The sequence below is a fragment of the Saccharicrinis carchari genome (assembly GCF_900182605.1).
GTDB classification, from domain to species: domain Bacteria; phylum Bacteroidota; class Bacteroidia; order Bacteroidales; family Marinilabiliaceae; genus Saccharicrinis; species Saccharicrinis carchari.
Genome location: NZ_FXTB01000002.1, coordinates 24,348 through 45,304 on the forward strand (window position 1 = coordinate 24,348; position 20,957 = coordinate 45,304).

Below are 20,957 nucleotides of genomic sequence, written 5' to 3' on the forward strand. Positions count from 1 at the left end.
ATAAAATTCAATTCCTTTTTAAGCTTGTCAGATGCATGGATTGTGTGACTGACCGGACGAAGTCGTGCCGAAAATGAAGCCCTGCTATGTTATTTTGGTCTACCAGGAAAATTACAAAGCCTACCATTTCTCCCCGATGTTTTGATTACACCTCTGCTCGCATTCTGCAATTGCTATTTTTATGATTTCTACCCATGCCTTCTTAATCGCAAGTATAACAGAAAATAAACTGACAACATTTCTTGTGAGCCTGGTGTTGCTATTGTTTTCTAATTCATTGCTCGCACAAACAGCTGATTTTACAGCAAATAGAACCACCGTATGTGCAGGAAGTACCGTAACTTTTACGGATGCTTCTACGGGTATTACAGGGCTGGTACTATATACCTGGGACTTTGGAGCGGGTGCGGATGAGCCATCCGTTCGTACAGGTCCCGGACCACATACAGTAAGCTATACCGGTTCAGGTTCCAGCACGGTGACTCTTGTAATTACCACGGTTGCTATTCCTGGTGAAGAACTAGCACGAGAGTCTAAAGTCAATTATATTACCCGGGTACCAAGTACTGCAACGATATTATTGACTTCGGCCAACAACACCCAAACAGTCTGCCGTAATGCGGCTGTCGCCCCTATCACCTATAGCATAGGCGGTAGCGGTACAGGTGCCACTGTAACCGGACTACCAGCTGGGGTAACGGGCACATTCAGTGGTACTACTTTCACCGTTAGCGGAACACCGACTGCGGCCCCCGGGAATTATGACTATACGGTTACCACGCTTGGGCCATGCACTAACCCAACGGCTACGGGCAGGATCACGATACGTCCGGATGCCACGATAGCCCTGACTTCGGGCGACAACACGCAAGCGGTCTGCCGTAACACAGCCATCGACAATATTGTTTACACGGTGGGTGGCAGCGGTACGGGTGCCACTGTAACCGGACTACCAGCTGGGGTAACGGGCACATTCAGCGGTACTACTTTCACCGTTAGCGGGACACCGACTGCGGCCCCCGGGAATTATGACTATACGGTTCGCACGCTTGGGCCATGTGCCAATCCAACGGCCTCGGGCAGGATCACGATACGTTCAGATGCCACGATAGCCTTGACCTCGGGCAATAACACCCAAACAGTTTGCCGAAATACAGCTATCAACCCTATCACCTATAGCATAGGCGGCAGCGGTACAGGTGCCACCGTTAGTGGACTACCCGCAGGGGTAACGGGTAGTTTTAGTGGCAACATCTTTACCATTAGCGGAACCCCAACTGCAATTCCGGCGAATTACAATTATACGGTAAGCACCACCGGGCCTTGTGCCAATACTTCGTTAACGGGAACAATAGGAGTAGGTCTGGAGGCGACTATTTTGTTGAACTCCGGCAACACTGCACAAACCGTTTGCGTAAATACCGCTATCACGGATATTACGTATACCATTGGCGGTAGTGCCGCTGGTGCATCTGTTACAGGTCTTCCGGCGGGTGTGACTGGCACATTAAACGGTACTAACTTCACCATTAGTGGCGCTCCCTCTTCAACGGGGATTTTTAATTACCAGGTAACTACATCGGGCGCATGTTCAGGTCCTTCTGCTACCGGATCAATTAGGGTTCGCCCCAATGCTATCCTTACCTTAACTTCCGGCAACAACACACAAACTATTTGTGCCAATGCGTCCATCGACAACATCAACTACACAGTGGGTGGTAGTGGTACGGGAGCTTCCGTTACCGGACTTCCTGCCGGGGTGACGGGTGTTTTTAATGCTGGTGTTTTTACGATTAGCGGCACACCCAGTGTTTCAGTCGGAACATTTAATTACACTGTAACTGCCACTGGAACTTGCGCTAACGCTACAGCCACAGGAACCATTACAATGGGGCCGGCGGCTACCATAGATTTGACATCGGGTAGCGATGCACAAACCGTTTGCGTAAATACTGCCATCTCGAATATTGCGTACACAATTGGTGGTAGTGCTACTGGTGCATCGGTTACGGGTCTCCCGGCAGGAGTTACCGGATCATTGAGCGGTAGTGTATTAACGATTAGCGGCACCCCCTCGGTTGGTGGCGAGTTTAATTATAGTGTTACTACCACGGGACCATGTAAAGGGCCAACGGCTACTGGAACAATTGGGGTTAACCTTAATCCCACCATTGCGCTGACTTCGGGGAACAACACGCAAACGGTCTGCCGTAACGCAGCTATCGGCAACATTGTTTACACGGTTGGCGGCAGCGGCACGGGTGCCACCGTAACCGGACTACCCGAAGGGGTAACAGGCACATTCAGCGGTACTACCTTTACCATTAGTGGAGCACCGACTGCGGCCGCCGGGAATTATGTTTATACGGTTACCACAGTTGGACTATGTACCAAGCCAACGGCCACGGGCAGGATCACGATTCGTCCTGACGCCACGATTACCTTGACTTCGGGGAACAACACGCAAACGGTCTGCCGTAATGCGGCCATCGGTAATATTGTTTACACGGTTGGCGGCAGCGGCACGGGTGCCACCGTAACCGGACTACCCGAAGGGGTAACAGGCACATTCAGCGGTACTACCTTTACCATTAGTGGAGCACCGACTGCGGCAGCCGGGAATTATGACTATACGGTAACCACGGACGGCCCATGTGCCAAGCCAACGGCCACGGGCAGGATCACGATCCGTCCCGATGCTACTATTACACTAACATCATCTAATAATACCCAAACCGTATGTCGTAACGCGGCCATCGGCAATATTGTTTACACGGTGGGTGGTAGTGGCACGGGTGCCACCGTAAGCGGACTACCCGAAGGGGTAACAGGCACATTCAGCGGCACTACCTTCACCATCAGTGGAGCACCGACTGCGGCCGCCGGGAATTATGACTATACGGTAACCACGGACGGCCCATGTGCCAAGCCAACGGCCACGGGCAGGATTACGATACGTCCTGACGCCACGATAACCTTGACTTCGGGCGACAACACGCAAACCGTATGTCGTAACACGGCCATCGTCAACATCGTTTACACGGTGGGTGGTAGCGGCACGGGTGCCACAGTAAGCAGACTACCCGAAGGGGTAACAGGCACATTCAGCGGCACTACCTTCACCATCAGCGGAACACCGACGGCTACAGCCGGGAATTATGACTATACGGTAACCACGGACGGCCCATGTGCCAAGCCAACGGCCACGGGCAGGATCACGATCCGTCCCGATGCTACTATTACACTAACATCATCTAATAATACCCAAACCGTATGTCGTAACACGGCCATTGCTAACATCATATACATCATTGGCGGCACTGGCACGGGGGCTACGGTAAGTGGCTTGCCTGCCGGGGTTACGGGAACTTTTAGCGGTACCGCTTTTTCCATCAGCGGCACACCAAGCGCCGTAGCCGGTAGATATGATTTTACAGTAACTGCTACCGGGGACTGTGCCAACAGTACGGCAAATGGTACTATTACAGTACGCCCGGATGCCACCGTAAATTTAACTACATCAAATAACACACAAACAGTCTGTCGCAATACCGTTATATCTACTATCAGGTACGCCATTTCCGGCAGTGGAACGGGAGCCACTGTAAGCGGATTACCGGCTGGTGTTACCGGAAGTTATAGCGGGGGTATGTTTACCATAGCTGGTAGGCCTACAACCTTTGGAACTTACAACTATACGGTCAGAGCCAGCGGCGGCTCATGTGCTTTGGAAACGGCAACGGGATCAATAACCGTTAGTTCTGATGCCTCAATTGAATTAACTTCGGGCGATGCCAACGCAACTTTATGTGTCAATAATGAGCTCCCCAATATTACTTATTCGTTGGGAGGAAGTGGTACAGGCGGTTCCGTTACCGGATTACCCGGAGGTGTTACCTACGTTGTTACCGACGGAGTTTTGACGATAAGTGGTAGTCCAACTCAATCCGGAACATTTAATTATACGGTGACTGCCTCGGGCGGATGCAATCCATCTGAAGCAAAGGGTACCATATATGTTACTACCGATGCTTCCATAAGGTTGACCTCCAATTCTGCTGAACGTGCAGTTTGCATTAACAATCCAATAAGTAATATTGAATTTGAGATTGGGCAAACCGCCACTGGATTTTCTGTTAGCGGGTTACCAAACGGGGTGAGAGGTGTTCTGGAGGGAAAAAAAATTACCTTAAGTGGTACACCAAGTCAATCGGGTATTTTTAATTATGTTGTTGTCGCCACGGGTATTTGTAAAGAAGCTACATCAAGCGGCACAATAACAGTATCGCCCAATGCAATCATTACTTTAACTTCGGCCAACAAAAATCAATCGGTTTGTATCAACAATCCGATAGCACCTATCAAATTTAACATAGGGGGTAGTGGTAACAATGCTACCGTTACTGGACTGCCCAATGGAGTAAACGCAAGCTTTGATAGTGGTGTTTTTACCATTAGCGGCACACCTATCGTTTCGGGAACTTTTAACTATCGCATAACGGCAACAGGAAGCTGCGGGAATTCAACAACATCGGGAGCCATAAACGTACGCCCTGATGCAAGCATCGCCTTGACATCAGCAAACAACGAACAAACGATCTGCGTAAATAGCGCTATCGACGATATTACGTACACCATTGGTGCCAGTGGTAACGGGGCAACGGTAACGGGGCTTCCCACTGGTGTTGTAGCAAATTATAGCAACGCCATGCTTACCATAAGCGGCACACCAAGCGTATCAGGGACTTTTGAATACACAGCGATAGCTACAGGTTTATGTGACGATGCCCAAGCTAAGGGTAAGCTAATTGTTAATCCCCTACCGAGGGCTTCTATCAGCGGAACAACAACGGTCTGCCAATTTGAAGCAGCTCCGGAAGTAGTTTTTACCGGCTCAATGGGTATTGCCCCTTATACTTTTACCTACACCATAAATAGTGGGTCACCTTTAACGGTAACAACTTCTATCGGCAATTCCGTTGCCATACCTGTAGCAACCGATGACACCGGTACTTACACTTATTCATTGTTAACCGTGCGCGATAGCGGCCCATCCCGATGTGGCCAGGCTCAGAGTGGCAGTGCAACCGTGGTTGTTAATTCATTGCCAACGGCAAACATCAGTGGCTCTACGCAGGTATGCGAAGGGAGCAGTGCACCCAGCATCTTATTTAGTGGTAATGATGGTACAGCACCCTACACGTTCTATTACAACATTAACGGTGGTTCAACACTCAGCGTTACATCAGCATCGGGTAAAACAGCTACGTTACCTGTTGCCACCAATACGCCCGGAGTATATACTTATGAGTTGCTTAGTGTTTCCGACGGCAGTACAAGCACCTGCCAACAGGTGCAGAACGGCAGTGCCACTGTTACGGTAAACGCATTGCCCAAGGCGGAAATTTCGGGCACAAGCACCGTCTGTTTAAACGATGTGCCTGTCGAGGTGATGTTTTCAGGTTCCGGGGGAACGCCACCTTATACCTTTAGCTATACCATTAACGATGGCGACCTGAATATGGTATCCACCAACGGAGGAAGTAGCGTATCGGTGAATGCACCAACCGATGCGGTAGGCGTTTTTGTGTATGATCTTGTTGGTGTTCAGGATCAAAGCAATACAATGTGCGAGAATGTGGCAAGCGGTAGTGCAACCATAAGTGTTAGTGAACTGCCCTTGGCTTCCATCTCTGGAACCACAGCTGTATGTAGGGGTAGCGCAATGCCGCGCGTAACCTTTGTGGGTTCCAACGGAGTTGCCCCATATACCTTTACCTATAGCATTAATAACGGTGACGAACAGGCGATAACTACGCAACGGGGCAACACGGTAAGTGTGGGAGTGCCCACAAATGAAGCGGGAGTATATACCTATGCGTTGTTAAATGTACAAGACAGTAAGAGCAATCCGTGCAGCAATTTACAAACAGGCAGTGCAACGGTTCAAATTGATGAAATTCCGATAGCCAATCCCGGTACAGGGGACAATAATTGCGGGCTTACGTATATCTTCAGCGCCCAACATAGCATTGATGGAGCAACAGGAAAGTGGACGCTGACCAATGGGCCGGGCAATGCTACTTTTGAGCCTGAAAATGCTGATGTACCCAAAACGGAGGTTACCGTGGATGCATTCGGTACTTATGAATTTATGTGGACAGAAGTAAACGGAACATGCGCCGACCAGGCTTCAATTACGGTCAGCTTCGTTCAGCTTCCGAGCGGCAATGCGGGTCAGGATACTTTGGTTTGCGATCTGGAGCATACCCTGGATGCGATACCCGGTAATGGGGCGGGTAGCTGGCGTATTTCTGAGGGACCCGGGAATGGCCTGTTTAGCCCAAGCAACAACGACCCTAACGCAGAGGTTGTGGTTAGTGAGTACGGTACTTATCAATTTCAATGGGAAGAGGTCAATGAGGTATGTCAATCCAGTGATGTGGTAGAGGTAATATTCCGTGAGGTTCCGGCTTTAAGTGCGGGGCGCGACACCGCTATATGTTTGGGAGATGAGGTGCAACTGCAGGCCATTGGCGAAGGTAGGTTCCTTTGGTCACCGGCATCCACGCTCGACGATGCGAGTATATACAATCCTATAGCCAGCCCTGTGGAAGAAACAACTTACCAGGTAGTGCTCACTGATGCATATGGCTGTATAAATACCGACGAATTATTAGTGCAACCATTACCTCTGCCTATTGCTTATGCGGGGGAAGACACCACCTTAACTTATATTTTCGACTATCAAACTACAGGAACAGAAATTAGGCCTTACGAATGGGGTAGGTGGGTGCGTTCAGGAGGGACCGCTGTTTTTAGCGACAGTACGAGTATGGTAAACCTTATCTCGAATTTATCGGTAGGAGAGAATGTTTTTGAGTGGATTGTGAGTAACGGAATATGCCCCGATGCTAACGACTTTTTGTTAATCACCGTAACCGACCTTGTGTTACCTACCTTGATAACACCCAACGAAGACGGCATAAACGAGCGGTTTGAAATAAGAGGTATTGAAACTTTTGGTAAAACAGAATTTATTGTTTTTGATCGTAGGGGGTTACAGGTTTATAGCAATAAAGATTACGATAATAGCTGGAACGGTGTAGATCAGAATGGTAGTCCCTTGCCCGAGGATACCTATTATTTTTCGATAAAACCGGCCAATAAAAAAGCACTTAGCGGTTACATTGTAATAAGGAGATAGCAGATTGGATGGTACATATGCTTAGGAAATTAATACTCGTATTCGTTGTTTTGTCAATCTTTTGTGCAGAAAATGCTGCACAAAGTAATTTGGCATTCGCAGAGTATGTGTTCAACCCTATGTCTATCAATCCGGCTTATGCAGGGGGCCAGGAGGCTTTAAATTTTTCATTGTTCTACGCACAGCAATGGACTGGCATCCAGGGGTCACCTAAAAATATGACCTTCAGTGCCGACGCTCCTTTTATGCGTCAGAAATTAGGTCTCGGCCTGATGCTGGTTAACGAACAATATGGAGTGAGCCATGAGAATAAAATCTCGACCAATTATGCGTATAGAATTATTTCTCCTAAGAGTGTGCTGTCGTTTGGCTTAGGAGCCAATATAAAATTGACCAATTCTACTTATAGCGACTTGATTGCCTTGGATCCCGGCGATGAAATGTATTTGCAGGACTCAAAAACCTATGCTTTGACTAACTTTAGTTTTGGTATGCATTACTCGCGTAAGCAGTTTTTTGTTGGTTTTTCCATACCCCGGCTCCTAAATCACAGTTTTGATATCGACCAAAAGAAATACGTTTACCAAAACGATTTTAGTAAGTTTCGCTATTTGCTGAATACAGGTTTTACAGTTTGGGCAGGCGACAGGTTTAATATTGTTCCTTCTCTATTGTTTCAGTACACATCGTCCGGCACATCAAAAAAAATGTTATATGATGCAAACACATTGTTATGTTACAACGATTTTCTCTGTTTGGGCGGTTCCTATCAAAACGAGCGTGCCTTTTCAACCTTATTCCAGGTAAAACCAAACAAACAGATAAGTATTACGTATAGTTTTAATTTTGAAACCAGTCAGTTAAACACGTACAAGAGCGGCTCGCATCAGATTATGCTCAAGTATATTTTTAAGTATAAAGTGTATGCTCCTAATTCTTTGATTTTTTAAGAAACCAAGAGCCATAGCTATCACGTAATCAATATGAAAATTAAAACTATAATTTTTACAGTGCTACTTTCTGTCTGTACCTCGATGATAAAAAGCCAATCGAATATGTATGAGGTAAATAAAGCTGCTTTTAGTTCTGCTAGGTTCGATGACTTTTCGCCGGTTTTTTATGAAGGAGGACTGGTGTTTGTTTCAAACAGAGGGGGCTCTGCTTTTGTGGATTATTCAGGCGGACAAGAGAAAGGACCTGTAGGGATGTTTTTTGTGGAAAAAGATGCCAAAGGCAATTGGAAAAGAGCCAAGTTGTTCTCGAAAGACCTAAGTACCAAATTTAATGATGGCCCCATTACGTTTAATGCCACGGGCGATTTGAGTTATTTTTCCAGAAATATGTTTATTATTCGGAATCAAAAGAAAAATCCGTTTTACCGCAATAAATTGGGGCTTTTTTGGGCTGTTAAAAATGGCAAGGAGTGGACCAACATAAAGCCCTTTAGGCACAATAACGATTGGTTTAATATAACCACCCCATATATGGCACCCGATGGAAAGCGTTTGTATTTCTCTTCCGACAAGCCTGATGGATTTGGCGGTGCCGATTTATACTATTGTGAATGGCAGAATGGCTATTGGGGTGAGCCGGTAAACCTTGGGCCAAAAATAAATACCGATAAAAATGAGGCTTATCCCTTTTTAAATGAGGTGGGCGAGTTGTTCTTTTCGTCCAATGGGCATCCCGGCTTGGGCGGAAAGGATATTTTTGTGACCAAACGAAAGGGCGATGGCTGGCATCAACCAGTTCGGCTCAATTCACCTATCAACTCAGCACACGACGATTTCGGAATTGTTACTGATGCACTACTGGACAGTGGATATTTTTCGTCGCAAAGGGAGCGTAGTATCGATATTTATGGCTTTAAAACTATGCAGCACCAGGTATGGTTTGCACAGCCGCAAAAAGAAAACAATTACTGTGTGCCTTTTACAAATAAGAGTGCGATCAAAGTAGATACATTGTTGTTTCAATATCAATGGAGTTTTGCTGACGGGAATACAAGGTATGGGAAAAGTGTGAAATATTGTTTCCCAGAATCCGGTAGGTATTTGGTAAATATTAATGTTGTAGACAGAGCCTCAAAAGAAATATTTTTTCATGTAAGTACACTGGAAGTAGAAGTTAGGAATGTTGAGCAGCCTTTTATCAGCGCTGAGGATTACGTATTGCTGGGCGATAGTATCTATATGGATGGATTAAAAACTGAGTTCCCAAATCACGAGATATTAAAGTTTTATTGGCAGATAGATGATACAACATTTAAACAAGGTGCCCACATTGCCTATCAGTATAAAAGGGCAGGTGAGCATACTGTAAAGCTTGCTGTAGCATTGCAGTCGAAGGAAACGGGGAAAAAAAGCAAACGGGCCGTATCGAAAGATATACAGGTGTTTGCCAGCGAAAAGGAAAAACAACAGTATATCGAAACAGTAGCTACTGCCTTAAACGAAGATGTGGTTTCTGAAGAAAAGGGTAATTTTAAAATAAAAACGATTTACCAAGCCGATAAAAATGCGACAAAGGAAAGTGTATTTAGGTTACAGCTACTGCGTTCGAATGAAAAAGTGCCTTTTGAAAGTTCTGTTTTTGAAAGGGTTCCCTCCAAATATCAAATACAGGAACGCTTTAATTCTGCGGACAGTACATTTATCTATTTTATCGATGAGCAAGCGCAACTGCAGTCATTATATCCGGCTTATAAGCATATTGTGTCGAGTGGATTTGAAACAGCAAGGGTAACATACAATTCGCTTACCCACCCAGCCGAAAAGGAGTTGTTTAGAATAAATCAGAAATATGGGGTGCAGTCGGACGAGTTTTTTAACAGCAGAAATACTTTAATAACAAACGGTATACTAATGCTCAATAATATTGTGAACTTGCTAAACAAATATCCGGAAATAATCATGGAAGTCCGCGTGCATACAGATAACATGGCTAGTGCTTCTCAAAGTTTAAACTTATCCAAAATACGAGCTCGTAAAATTACAGACTACCTGGTTAGTAGTGGCATTAGCAACGATAGAATTATTCCGGTTGGAAAGGGCGAAGCATTCCCGATTCGATCCAATTTATTAGAGAAGGGCAGAAGAATGAACCGTAGGTTAGAATTTAAAATTTTTAAATAATATGCATGACGGTTCATCTGTGTCCTGTATAAGAAACAGGTGAAGGTATAAAGTACCGGGAAGATGTGTTCGGAAATAGGTATGTGATGCATATGGTGTTGATCTTCAAATAAATGGTTAAAAGGGTAATTGGATAGCGATGATAATGAAGGATTGCTTTACCTTGTGCAAAATCTTAAAAAATGTTAGTTTAGCAAAACTAAAACAAGTTGTAATTACTTGAGTAATTAGCAGCTACTACTCTTATAAGCTTATGAAGACAAAACAGATATTATTTTACATTGCCATGGTGCTGTTCTTAGGTTTAAGTTCCTGTGTATCACGCAAAAAAATGACCTACCTTAAATATTCGGGTGCATTAAGTAAGGTAGATCCAAGCTCTTTTGATGGAAGAAAGATGGTGAAACCATCCGAATATAAAATTATGCCTTACGATAACCTGTTCATTAACGTATCCTCCCTTGACCCCAAATGGTCATCGATGTTTAACACCGCATCTGAGGGCTCCCTCACCGAGGAAAGTGCCATCCTGCAAGGGTATCTGGTGGATATAGAGGGTAATATCGAAATACCTTTTATTGGTAAGGTTAGAGTAATGGGAGAGACCCTTGAACAAATTAAAACTAAACTGGAATCTACGTTTAGTAGTTACGTAAAAGATGCATCCATCACCGTTAGGCTGGTCAACAATCATGTTAGTGTAATAGGCGAGGTGATGACTCCAGGCAAGTACCAGCTTACCAAGGTGAGGGTAAATATTTTTGAAGCCCTGGCCATGGCCGGCGACCTCAGCAGCTATGGCAATCGTACAAAAATTCAACTGATTCGTCCAACTCCTTACGGGCCGGTTGTTAAGGAGTTTTCGCTGGGCGACAGAAGTATTTTGAATTCGGAATTTTACTATGTTATGCCCAACGACATTATTTATGCGCCACCCCTCAAAGGCAAGTCATTCCAGGTAAACTCTTCGGTTTTTGCTATTTTGATTTCGGTAGCAAATGCCGGCCTCGTTGTTTTTGCGTTACTTAATACAAGTAACTAAAAAAACAAGCTTGGATGAGCTGGCCAGATTTTTTTTAACACAATCCGAAGTAATAGTAAGAGCATACAATGAAGAACAACAATAAAGCATTGGAGTTTAAAAAAGCTAAGTCAGGATTTATGGATGTCGGTGTCGATCCGGGAGCCATTCTTAAGATATTAAGCAAAAACTGGTATTTTTTTGCAGTGTCCATTGTATTGGCCATAATAGGAGCCAGATATTATATAATGCATACCATGCCGGTTTACAGGGTATATACTTCAGTTCTGATATACGAAGAGGAAAGCAATACCGGTAACGATAATGATGAGTTGTTAAAAGGATTGGGATTGCCCGGTGGAATGAGAAACCTGGAAAATCAAATAAAAATCATTACTTCCCGGGAACTCACTGAGCGGGCAGTGCGTGGTTTGGGTTTTGAGATAGAATATTACTATAAAACCGTTCGCAATCAGATTCCTTTATATCCGGATATACCGATAGAAATTAAGTATAGTGGTAAAAATCCTTTACCGCATAATGTGGAATTGGGTGTGCATTACATCGCCAACGATGATTTTAAATTATATTCCGAAGCACAAGGACTTGATATCAGAGCCAAGTTTGGCGAAACCATCAGATTTCCCGATGGCGACATTATCATAATATGTAACAACAAGGATTGGTTTAAAGAGCACCAGGATATTGATTTAAACTTTGTGGTGCATAGCCCCGAACGTTTGGTAAAATATTTTAACAGCAGAATTAACGTTGACATGTTAACCAGATCCGGCTCCATCCTCGAAATTAGTATGAACGGGGTAAACAGAGAGCAGGATGTTGACTTTTTAAATGAGTTGACCGCCGTTTTTCAGGATTTGTCGCTCGAAAAGAAAAATATGGAGGCCAACCGGAGAATCGAGTTCATCGAAAACCAATTGGTTGAGATTAGGGATTCGTTGGTTATTACCGAAAACAGGCTTACACAGTTTAGGTCGGCACACAGAGTCATGGATCTTTCGGTGCAGGGACAAGCCATCATTTCGCAGGTAACCACACTCGAAAACGAAAAAGCGCGGCTTAGTCTCGAAGCCAATTATTACGATTATCTGGCTGATTATCTCGAAAAGGACAAAACCGGAGAGTTGCCTATGGTGCCCATCAGCATGGGCATTGAGGATCCGGCGCTCACAAGCCTGGTTACGGAGCTGGCTAACCTTAAAGAACAGTTGGGAGGAGCAGGGGCAGGAGAAAAAAATCCCTTACAAAACCTGCTAAACCAAAGGATGCGAAGTAAAAAGGAAGAGTTGATGGAGACCTTGAATGGATTGCGCCGTGCCAACAACCTGGCTACCAGAGAAAATAACGAACGTCTCTCTCGTATCAACTCCCAGGCGTCGGCACTACCGGTAACAGAACGTCAAATGCTGGGTATCGAGCGAAAATTTAAGTTGAACGACGATATATATACTTTTTTATTGCAAAAAATGTCGGAGCTGCAAATGCAAAAAGCTTCAAACCGACCCGATAATGAGGTTATAGATCCGGCAAGTGTGATGTACAGCCAGATGGTGGCACCTAATGCTACCATGATATATTTTATCGCCCTGTTTTTGGGTGGTGCAGTGCCTATGCTTTATTTTTATTTGGTTTTTGCCCTCAACAATCGATTCAGAAATGAGGACATCGCCAGACTGGGCGATTTGCCTGTGGTGGGCAATATTCCGCATATCAAAGGAAATACTTTTACGGATATATTTGAAAGCCCCGATTCGGTTATAGCAGAGTCGTACCGACTGGTGCGTTCGCGTTTGCAATTTGTTACTGATGAAAAGAAAAATCCGGTTGTGCTGGTTACCTCACCCATGCCGGGAGACGGTAAAACACTGACGGCGATAAATCTGGCAGCCGTGTACAGTTTATTAGGAAAGAAAACTGTTTTGGTGGGCTTCGATTTACGTAACCCTAAGTTTGCCAGGGCTTTTGATCTCACTAAAGAGTATGGAGTGTCCACTTATCTGATAGGCGAAAATAAAGTGGATGATATAATTCAGGAAACATTTCATGCCAATCTTTCCGTTATCTCGTCCGGCCCCATACCCCCCAATCCGTCCGAACTCACGGCATCTGTAGCAACAGCGAAATTATTCGGGGAGTTGAAAGCCCGTTTTGATTATATTATCGTGGATTCGGCCCCCATAGGTTTAATATCCGACACCCATCATTTAACAGCACATGTTGATTCTGTGCTAATGGTAGTACGTATGAACAAAACGCAGAAAGATATGATGAAGCAGGCTTTAGAAGAGTGTCTGTCAGGTAACGATCACGTGAGCGTGCTGATAAACGATGCAGATATGAAACCCAAACGATATGGCTACGGGAAAAAATATGGGTATATCAAAGAAACTAAAAAATCAAAAAAAGCAATATAATTAGCATTTTATCACTTCCACGCTAAACAGAATTTATGAAACCTGCCTTAATTGAATTGCCAAAATATTTAGATATTAGAGGAAATTTATCCTTCGTAGAAGAGGATACACAACTTCCTTTTAAAATAAAGCGCGTGTATTGGATTTATGACGTTCCGGGTGGCGAAATACGGGGCGGTCATGCCTTTAGAAAAACGCAGGAGCTTATGATAGCGCTCTCTGGCAGTTTTGACCTGGTGCTGAATGATGGCCGTCAGGATTATAAATACTCGCTCAACAGATCCTATCATGGAGTCTTTATCCCTAATATGATGTGGCGTAAAATCGAAAATTTTTCAACCAATTCATTGGCTGTCATTATCTCTTCAACCGATTATGATGCCAACGATTATGTGAGGGACTTTAACGAGTTTAAAAAACTAACGCAATGCTAAGCTATGTTTCTGACATCCACAATTGCAATGTGGTAGAATTGAGTAAAATACATAACCCTGCGGGTAATATTACCATCGTTCAAAACAATAAAGATTTACCTTTTGATGTCAAAAGGGTGTATTATCTCTATGATGTACCCGGCGGATCGGAGCGTGGCGGGCATGCACACAAAGGATTGTATCAGTTGATTGTGGCCGCCAGTGGCAGCTTCGACGTGATTATTGACGATGGCAAGCAAAAAAAAATCATACAGCTGAACCGTCCTAACTTTGGCCTGATGGTAATACCCGGGATATGGCGCGAGATAGTTAACTTTTCGTCAGGGGCTATCTGCTTTGTGCTCGCATCCGAAAAGTACAGCGAGGACGATTATATTCGTAGTTACGATGAATTCCTAAACTATAAAAAACACTAATTATGCTGATAGAAGTGGATGAGAAAATTTTTGGGCAATACTTTTACGATGACCCACATCCATTTAACACCAAGGCATTTGTTGAATTAAATAAAGCGAAAGCGGAAAAAATTATACGCCTGGTTGAGGATACGGAAAAGCCCGAAATCGGATTGCTGGCCGGTATTCATAAAGGTAAGCTACTATCACCTTTTTCGGCACCTTTTGGTGGATTCCATTTTAAAAAGGAAAATATGTATTCTCATAAGATAGACACTTTTATGCTATCGTTTAAAGAGTATCTACTTAGTCAAAATTACAAGGATTGTAACCTTACCTTACCGCCCGATATTTACCATCAAACCTTCAATGCCAAATGTGTTAGCGCATTAAATAGAGCCGGTTTTATTAGTAAAACACCCGAAATAACCAGTTGGATAGACCTGCAAGAAGTGCAAGATAAATACAAACAGAAAAACAGTAGGGAATATTATCGACAAGCGCAAAGGAACAAGCTTGTTTTTGAGCAGGTGCAAAGTCAATTGGATAGGGAAGAGGCCTATCGTCTTATATGCCAAAACAGAGCCAAATTTAATCGACCTATCTACATGTCCTTGGACGACTTACAACAAATAGAAAACTTATGGCCGGTCGATTTTTTTAAAGTTAGCAATCCGGATGGTGAAATGTTGGCTTCGGCAATATTTTACAGATGGAAACACCAGGTGGTTTATGCAGTTTTTTGGGGCGATAATGAAAAAGGAAGACCGTTGAGGGCAATGGATTTTTTGTTGCTCAATCTTTGGCAGTTTTATAAACAGCATAACTACAGATATGTCGATCTTGGAATTTCTACCGAAGATGGAATCCCAAATTCAGGCTTACTTAGATTTAAGGAAACACACGAAGCGGTTTCGTCCCTACGGTATAGGTTTGCTTTAATCAACAGTTTATAAACATTTAAATCATGCTATGTTTGTTCTAAATCCCGACCCCTACAGCTTGCCATGTTACCGCATAGGTCCGTTTAAAACAAAGGACTTATCAATTAATCATCATCTTCCACAAAGCAATAAAATAGATGATTATTTCAACCAGCGGTTTAGCGGACGCGCATATGCTTATACCGAAAACGGGCGAAGAGCTATCTATTTGGCTTTACAAAGCTTGAATCTGAAAAAAAATGATGTGGTTACTATTTTAACCACTTCCAATAACTTTTATATTAGTGGCTGTGTTACTGCCGAAATTGAAAAGTTTTGTCAATGGTCGCGCGAAATGCTTCCGCAAACAAAAGCCATTTTCATAAACCACGAGTTTGGCTTCCCCTATCCCTACCCCGATAAATTAAGAGACCTCGGTTTGCCCATTATCGAAGATTGTGCCAATGCTTTTTTTTCGGAGGGTATAGGTGTCCCTCCCGGAACCGTAGGCGATTTTGTAATCTATAGTTTCCCTAAAACATTTCCCTTGCAGGTAGGTGGACTATTGGTAGCCGATAAACTAAGTGATAAAAACAAAAATTCCGAAATAGATCAACAACTGTTGCGTCACATAAAAAATGTGCTGTCGGCGTATATTGATAGCAAAGAGGATATAATTAAAAAAAGGTTGCGCAATTATAACTATCTGGAAAAGGAGTTTTTAAAGCTGGGGTTCGAACCTCGTTTCCAGGTGGATAAAGGCACGATGCCGGGCGTGTTTATGTTTAAAACAGAAGGACATCAAATAGACCTGGCCGGGCTAAAAAACCACTTTTACGCGCATGGTGTTCAATGTAGTGTTTTTTACGGCGAAGAAGCTTTTTTTATACCTGTGCATCAGGCCTTAGTGCAGGATGACCTTGATTATTTTGTAGCTGTGATGGATAATTTTTTAAATAAGTAATTGCGATGAAGTTTGCTCATAATACTTTAGCCAGCGGTAAATTGGTGTGTTATAATCGCTTCATCCATTCTGCAGCTTGAATAGTTTGTAGTATGCAATCGGCTACTATTCTTGTAACAAGCGTTGCAGTAGCTTTTGACCCGTCCTAAATAATGGCTACACAAAATGTAAATATCATGCTGTCCTCCAATCCTAATGAATCCGATCGACAATTAAGGGTATTCCCTATAAAAAAACAAGTACTTGAAATGAGCACACATTCTTCGATAGGAACGGGTACCGTTACAATGCCTAATGTATTGTGGGGTAATTATTGCGTTGTTGCCCACAATAGCTTTGTTTACACATCATTCCGCTCCTACTCGATTATAGGAGGTAAACCCGCCAAGTTAATCCGAACTTTTACCGAAGGTGAAATTAACATCATATTGGGTGAGGAAGAATAAAGTTATTTTTTTCACCCATTTTTTTGTGTGAAGTTTTTACACTTTATGCCAATCCATTCTCTTAACTATTTGAGGATTAAACGGAGGATTAAATCTAATTAACAAAGGATACAGTGACTAAATTTTTAGACATTCAAAAAATAACCGCAAGCTACCAGCCCGACCTAAGCAACGCGGTAAAAAGGGTAATCGATAGTGGTTGGTTTTTATTGGGCGAAGAAACCCAACACTTTGAACAGGAATATGCCCATTATATCGGCACATTCAATTGCATAGGAACTGCCAATGGTTTAGATGCCCTTCGCCTGATTCTTAAAGCCTATATCCAACTAGGCATAATGCACGAGGGAGATGAGATACTCGTTCCGGCCAACACCTATATCGCATCTATACTTGCTATTACTGATAATAAGTTGAAACCGGTATTAGTGGAACCTGAGATAAATACTTACAATCTGGATGTTAGTTTGATAGAGCAAAGCATAACGCCAAAAACCAAAGCCATCATGGTGGTTCATCTCTATGGGCAGTTGTGCTGGTCGGAAGAATTGGAGCAGTTGGCAAAAAAGTATCAACTAAAAATAATAGAAGACAACGCGCAAGCAGCAGGCGCCCAAATCACCTACACTCCCCTCGGCACTCAGCGTTCAGCACTTGTCCGCAGTGGTGCGTTGGGGCATGCTGCCGGCCATAGTTTTTATCCCGGAAAAAACCTAGGCGCTCTGGGCGATGGAGGTGCGGTAACCACCAACGATAAGGAGTTGGCCAATACCGTGCGCGCCTTGGGTAATTACGGCTCTGCCAAAAAGTATATAAACGATTACAAGGGGCTGAATTCCCGTCTCGACGAAATACAAGCTGCCGTTTTACGGGTAAAACTAAAACGCCTGGATCAAGACAACCAACACCGGAGGGAGATTGCCCATTATTATATGAAAAATATTAAGCATCGGGATGTAATATTGCCCTTACCGTTCACTCCTCACTCCTCACATAATGCTTTGAGTCATGTATGGCACTTGTTTGTAATTCGTCATCCCGAACGTGATCGCTTGCAGCAGTATATGACAGAAAATGGTATCCAAACCTTAATCCATTACCCCATACCCCCGCATAAACAGAAGGCATATAGGGAGTGGAATGCTCACTCTTATCCTGTTAGTGAGAAGATTCACCGGCATGTGCTCAGCTTGCCCATTAGCCAGGTGATGAGCATGGAGGAAGTGAAAAAAGTGGTGGATGTAATCAATGGCTTTTAGCCCACTGTTAAAAAAGGAAGATTAACACGTTAGATTTAAAACCCGTCTGTGGAAAAAAACTTGAATAATTCCGAAAATTCTGCGCCTTCAAAGCTAGCCTCCCTGGAAAATTTATCCCGGGAGCAGCAAACCAATAATGCAAAAACCAATAAGGAAAAAACAGATAAAGAAGATCAATCTTCCTATCGTCAAATATTTAAAGCCACTTCCTTATTCGGAGGTGTACAGGTTATAAATATTCTTATTGGCATTATCAGAGTAAAATTTATAGCTGTATTGTTAGGTACAGCCGGAGTAGGTATTCTGGGTTTGTTGAATGCTCCCTTGCAATTGATTATCTCCATAGCCGGACTGGGGATTGCTTTTAGTGCGGTGCGCGATATCTCCGAAGCGCAAGGTACAGGAGATAAATCACGTATTGCCAAAACCATACTCACCGTTAAACGGTGGACCTGGTTCACCGGATTGTTGGCCGCTGTGATTACCCTTTCACTTTCGCCCTTACTCAGCCAATGGTCTTTTGGCAACAGCGATTATACCTGGGCCTTTGTATGGCTATCGGTTACCTTGTTTTTACAGGCCATTAGCGACGGGCAAAAAGCTATACTTCAGGGAATGCGCCGATTGCAGGACCTGGCAAAGAGTGGTGTAATCGGTTCTGCGCTGGGTTTACTAACCTCCATACCGCTGTACTATTTTTACGGCTTAAAAGGTATCGTCCCTTCGTTTATCGTTACCGCTGTTACAGTACTGTTTTTAACCTGGTATTTTTCGCGCAAGGTAAAAACCGATAAAGTAGAATTAACACCCAAAGAAACCTGGAAGAAGGGCCTGGGCATGGCACAATTGGGTATATCCATGACTTTAGCCGGATTTATTACCACTTTATCCACCTATATCCTTAATGCCTATATCAGTAATACAGGCGGGGTGGAGCAAGTGGGGCTATACAATGCCGGATGGGGCGTGGTAGGGCAATACACAGGTATCGTATTTACCGCTATGGCAACCGATTACTTTCCTCGTCTTTCTGCCATTCAGCACGATAACTTAAAAGTCCGTAAATTGGTGAGTCAGCAGGCCGAAACCGCTCTGCTGATTATGGCACCTCTTTTAGCGCTTTTAATTGTTACCATGCCTCTCGCCGTCAGGGTTCTATACACCTCGGCGTTTTTACCCATCGTTATGTTTGCCAACTTAACAGTATTGGGCATGCAGTTAAAAGCGGTTTCGTGGTCTATGGGATATGTGTTTTTAGCCAAAGGCGATGGACGTTTATTTCTTATTTTAGAGATAGTTTCCGGTGCTTTTATTTTGGGCTTAAACTTGTTGTTTTATTATTTATATGGACTTAATGGCCTGGGCATTTCATTTATACTGTCCTTTTTATTTGGGGTGGTTTTGTCGTATGCCGTATTAAATAAAAAATACCAATTCAGATTGTCAAAAAAATTCTATGGCAGGTTCCTAATCACCTACTCAATCGTGGTTCTGTCCTTTATAACGGTTTTTATTCCTGACGAGATAGTGAGGTATGGAGCTGGCACGGGTGTTTTAATTATCGCTATAGTGTACTCCTACTATAAGTTAAACGAGTTAATGGATATTAAGCAGTTGGTGCTCGACAAGCTTAATAAACTTTAGTATAGTGTCAGTAGCAGGATAGTAATTTTTCTTATTCTAATGTATTCAAAAATAATTAATTAGAGTCCTTTAATAATATGCTTGTATCGGTTGTTGTTGTAACCTATAATTCGTCGGCCTTTGTGGTTGAAACACTGGATAGTATTGCCAATCAATCATGGGGCGAAATTGAACTAATCATTACGGATGATTGCTCGTTGGATGATACGGTCTCAATTTGTAAAAAATGGCTCACCAGGAATGGGCATGTTTTTACAAGAACCGAGATGGTAGAGGCAGATAAAAATACAGGTGTGCCTGCTAATGTAAATCGTGGGTTGGCAAAAGTAACAGGCCAGTGGGCTTGTTTTCCGGCGGGCGATGATTCACTTAAACCCGATTGTATCAAGCTAAATATGGAGTGGATAGCATCAAATCCGGAGGTAAAAGTGCTACTTTCGAAGGTGGATGTGTTTCAGGATGTTTTTTGCAATGATAATTTTTTAAATAGAATTCCAGGTAAGCCGTTCAGCCCTAAAAGTATAATGGCACCATCGCGTAATGTTGAGTCACAATATCGCATGTTACTGGTTAGTGACAGGATTCATTATACCCCTTCCTTATTTATTCATACCCAAACGCTGCGTTCGGTAGGTGGCTTCGACGAGGAATATACCTTACTCGAGGATTATCCCTTATGGCTAAACTTAACCAAAAACGGAATCCGGCTTCACTTTATGGATAAAGCAACGGTAAACTATCGTAAGCATAAAAAGGCGATTAACAACAACGAAAAAAAGAACCTTATCAATCCAAACTTTTTTAAAAACGAATCCTTTCGTAGAGCCTATACTTATCCCAATCTGCCCTTGGATGTAAGGTGGAGTCAGCGTTATATTTGGTTTGTTTCTAATTTATTTAAATTGAGGCTGTTCAGGGCCAATACAAATTTTAACAGTAGTCTGCATTATATTTTGATTACCTACCTGAACCCGTTTAAATATTATATAACAATAAAAAAGAGCTTATTTCCTCAGCTTAAAAAACGTGAGTTTTATGAAGAATAGTGGTGCCGGTACCCATATAAGCTAAAAAAACAGCACATAATTGATGATA

General features: G+C 43.3%; 13 protein-coding genes. All 13 read left to right on the top strand.

Going from position 1 to position 20,957, the window contains the following annotated elements; genetic code table 11:
- Nucleotides 1-181 precede the first annotated feature (181 nt).
- The 13 genes from FN809_RS04715 (at nt 182) to FN809_RS04775 (ending at nt 20,908) form a co-directional block, all read left to right on the top strand.
- Nucleotides 182-7,207 carry a T9SS type B sorting domain-containing protein gene (locus FN809_RS04715; RefSeq protein WP_142532346.1) on the top strand — a complete coding sequence of 2,342 codons (7,026 nt, stop codon included), beginning with the start codon at nt 182-184 and terminating at the stop codon, nt 7,205-7,207.
- Nucleotides 7,208-7,224: 17 nt separating this feature from the next.
- A complete protein-coding gene (locus tag FN809_RS04720; protein ID WP_262709413.1) occupies nt 7,225-8,157 on the top strand; it encodes a PorP/SprF family type IX secretion system membrane protein in 933 nt (310 codons plus the stop codon).
- Between the two features lie 33 nt (nt 8,158-8,190).
- Nucleotides 8,191-10,341, top strand: coding sequence for a PKD domain-containing protein (locus FN809_RS04725; RefSeq protein ID WP_142532348.1), 2,151 nt, complete (start codon nt 8,191-8,193; stop codon nt 10,339-10,341).
- A gap of 253 nt (nt 10,342-10,594) precedes the next feature.
- A complete protein-coding gene (locus FN809_RS04730; protein WP_142532349.1) occupies nt 10,595-11,383 on the top strand; it encodes a polysaccharide biosynthesis/export family protein in 789 nt (262 codons plus the stop codon).
- 68 nt (nt 11,384-11,451) lie between these two features.
- Nucleotides 11,452-13,797 carry a GumC family protein gene (locus FN809_RS04735; protein WP_142532350.1) on the top strand — a complete coding sequence of 782 codons (2,346 nt, stop codon included), beginning with the start codon at nt 11,452-11,454 and terminating at the stop codon, nt 13,795-13,797.
- A 35-nt stretch (nt 13,798-13,832) separates the two neighbouring features.
- On the top strand, nt 13,833-14,231 hold the full coding sequence (locus tag FN809_RS04740) for a sugar 3,4-ketoisomerase (RefSeq protein WP_142532351.1): 399 nt from the start codon (nt 13,833-13,835) through the stop codon (nt 14,229-14,231).
- Nucleotides 14,225-14,647, top strand: coding sequence for a sugar 3,4-ketoisomerase (locus FN809_RS04745; RefSeq protein ID WP_142532352.1), 423 nt, complete (start codon nt 14,225-14,227; stop codon nt 14,645-14,647). The genes FN809_RS04740 and FN809_RS04745 overlap by 7 nt, the downstream gene beginning before the upstream one ends.
- A gap of 2 nt (nt 14,648-14,649) precedes the next feature.
- On the top strand, nt 14,650-15,582 hold the full coding sequence (locus tag FN809_RS04750) for a hypothetical protein (RefSeq protein ID WP_142532353.1): 933 nt from the start codon (nt 14,650-14,652) through the stop codon (nt 15,580-15,582).
- Nucleotides 15,583-15,598: 16 nt separating this feature from the next.
- Nucleotides 15,599-16,513 (top strand): DegT/DnrJ/EryC1/StrS family aminotransferase, encoded by a 915-nt coding sequence (locus FN809_RS04755; protein WP_142532354.1) that lies wholly within the window; start codon nt 15,599-15,601, stop codon nt 16,511-16,513.
- A 152-nt stretch (nt 16,514-16,665) separates the two neighbouring features.
- Nucleotides 16,666-16,959, top strand: a complete 294-nt coding sequence (locus FN809_RS04760; RefSeq protein WP_142532355.1) for an LbetaH domain-containing protein — start codon at nt 16,666-16,668, stop codon at nt 16,957-16,959.
- 113 nt (nt 16,960-17,072) lie between these two features.
- Nucleotides 17,073-18,218, top strand: a complete 1,146-nt coding sequence (locus FN809_RS04765) for a DegT/DnrJ/EryC1/StrS family aminotransferase (protein WP_142532356.1) — start codon at nt 17,073-17,075, stop codon at nt 18,216-18,218.
- Between the two features lie 48 nt (nt 18,219-18,266).
- Nucleotides 18,267-19,862 (top strand): O-antigen translocase, encoded by a 1,596-nt coding sequence (locus tag FN809_RS04770; RefSeq protein ID WP_142532357.1) that lies wholly within the window; start codon nt 18,267-18,269, stop codon nt 19,860-19,862.
- A gap of 77 nt (nt 19,863-19,939) precedes the next feature.
- A complete protein-coding gene (locus tag FN809_RS04775; RefSeq protein WP_142532358.1) occupies nt 19,940-20,908 on the top strand; it encodes a glycosyltransferase in 969 nt (322 codons plus the stop codon).
- The last annotated feature ends 49 nt before the right edge of the window (nt 20,909-20,957 follow it).

Coding starts and splice junctions, on each gene's coding strand:
- FN809_RS04745 (WP_142532352.1), top strand. CDS start 14,225: ATGCTAAGCTATGTTTCTGACATCCACAATTGCAATGTGGTAGAATTG.
- FN809_RS04735 (WP_142532350.1), top strand. CDS start 11,452: ATGAAGAACAACAATAAAGCATTGGAGTTTAAAAAAGCTAAGTCAGGA.
- FN809_RS04720 (WP_262709413.1), top strand. CDS start 7,225: ATGCTTAGGAAATTAATACTCGTATTCGTTGTTTTGTCAATCTTTTGT.
- FN809_RS04760 (WP_142532355.1), top strand. CDS start 16,666: ATGGCTACACAAAATGTAAATATCATGCTGTCCTCCAATCCTAATGAA.
- FN809_RS04750 (WP_142532353.1), top strand. CDS start 14,650: ATGCTGATAGAAGTGGATGAGAAAATTTTTGGGCAATACTTTTACGAT.
- FN809_RS04725 (WP_142532348.1), top strand. CDS start 8,191: ATGAAAATTAAAACTATAATTTTTACAGTGCTACTTTCTGTCTGTACC.
- FN809_RS04775 (WP_142532358.1), top strand. CDS start 19,940: ATGCTTGTATCGGTTGTTGTTGTAACCTATAATTCGTCGGCCTTTGTG.
- FN809_RS04755 (WP_142532354.1), top strand. CDS start 15,599: ATGTTTGTTCTAAATCCCGACCCCTACAGCTTGCCATGTTACCGCATA.
- FN809_RS04740 (WP_142532351.1), top strand. CDS start 13,833: ATGAAACCTGCCTTAATTGAATTGCCAAAATATTTAGATATTAGAGGA.
- FN809_RS04730 (WP_142532349.1), top strand. CDS start 10,595: ATGAAGACAAAACAGATATTATTTTACATTGCCATGGTGCTGTTCTTA.
- FN809_RS04715 (WP_142532346.1), top strand. CDS start 182: ATGATTTCTACCCATGCCTTCTTAATCGCAAGTATAACAGAAAATAAA.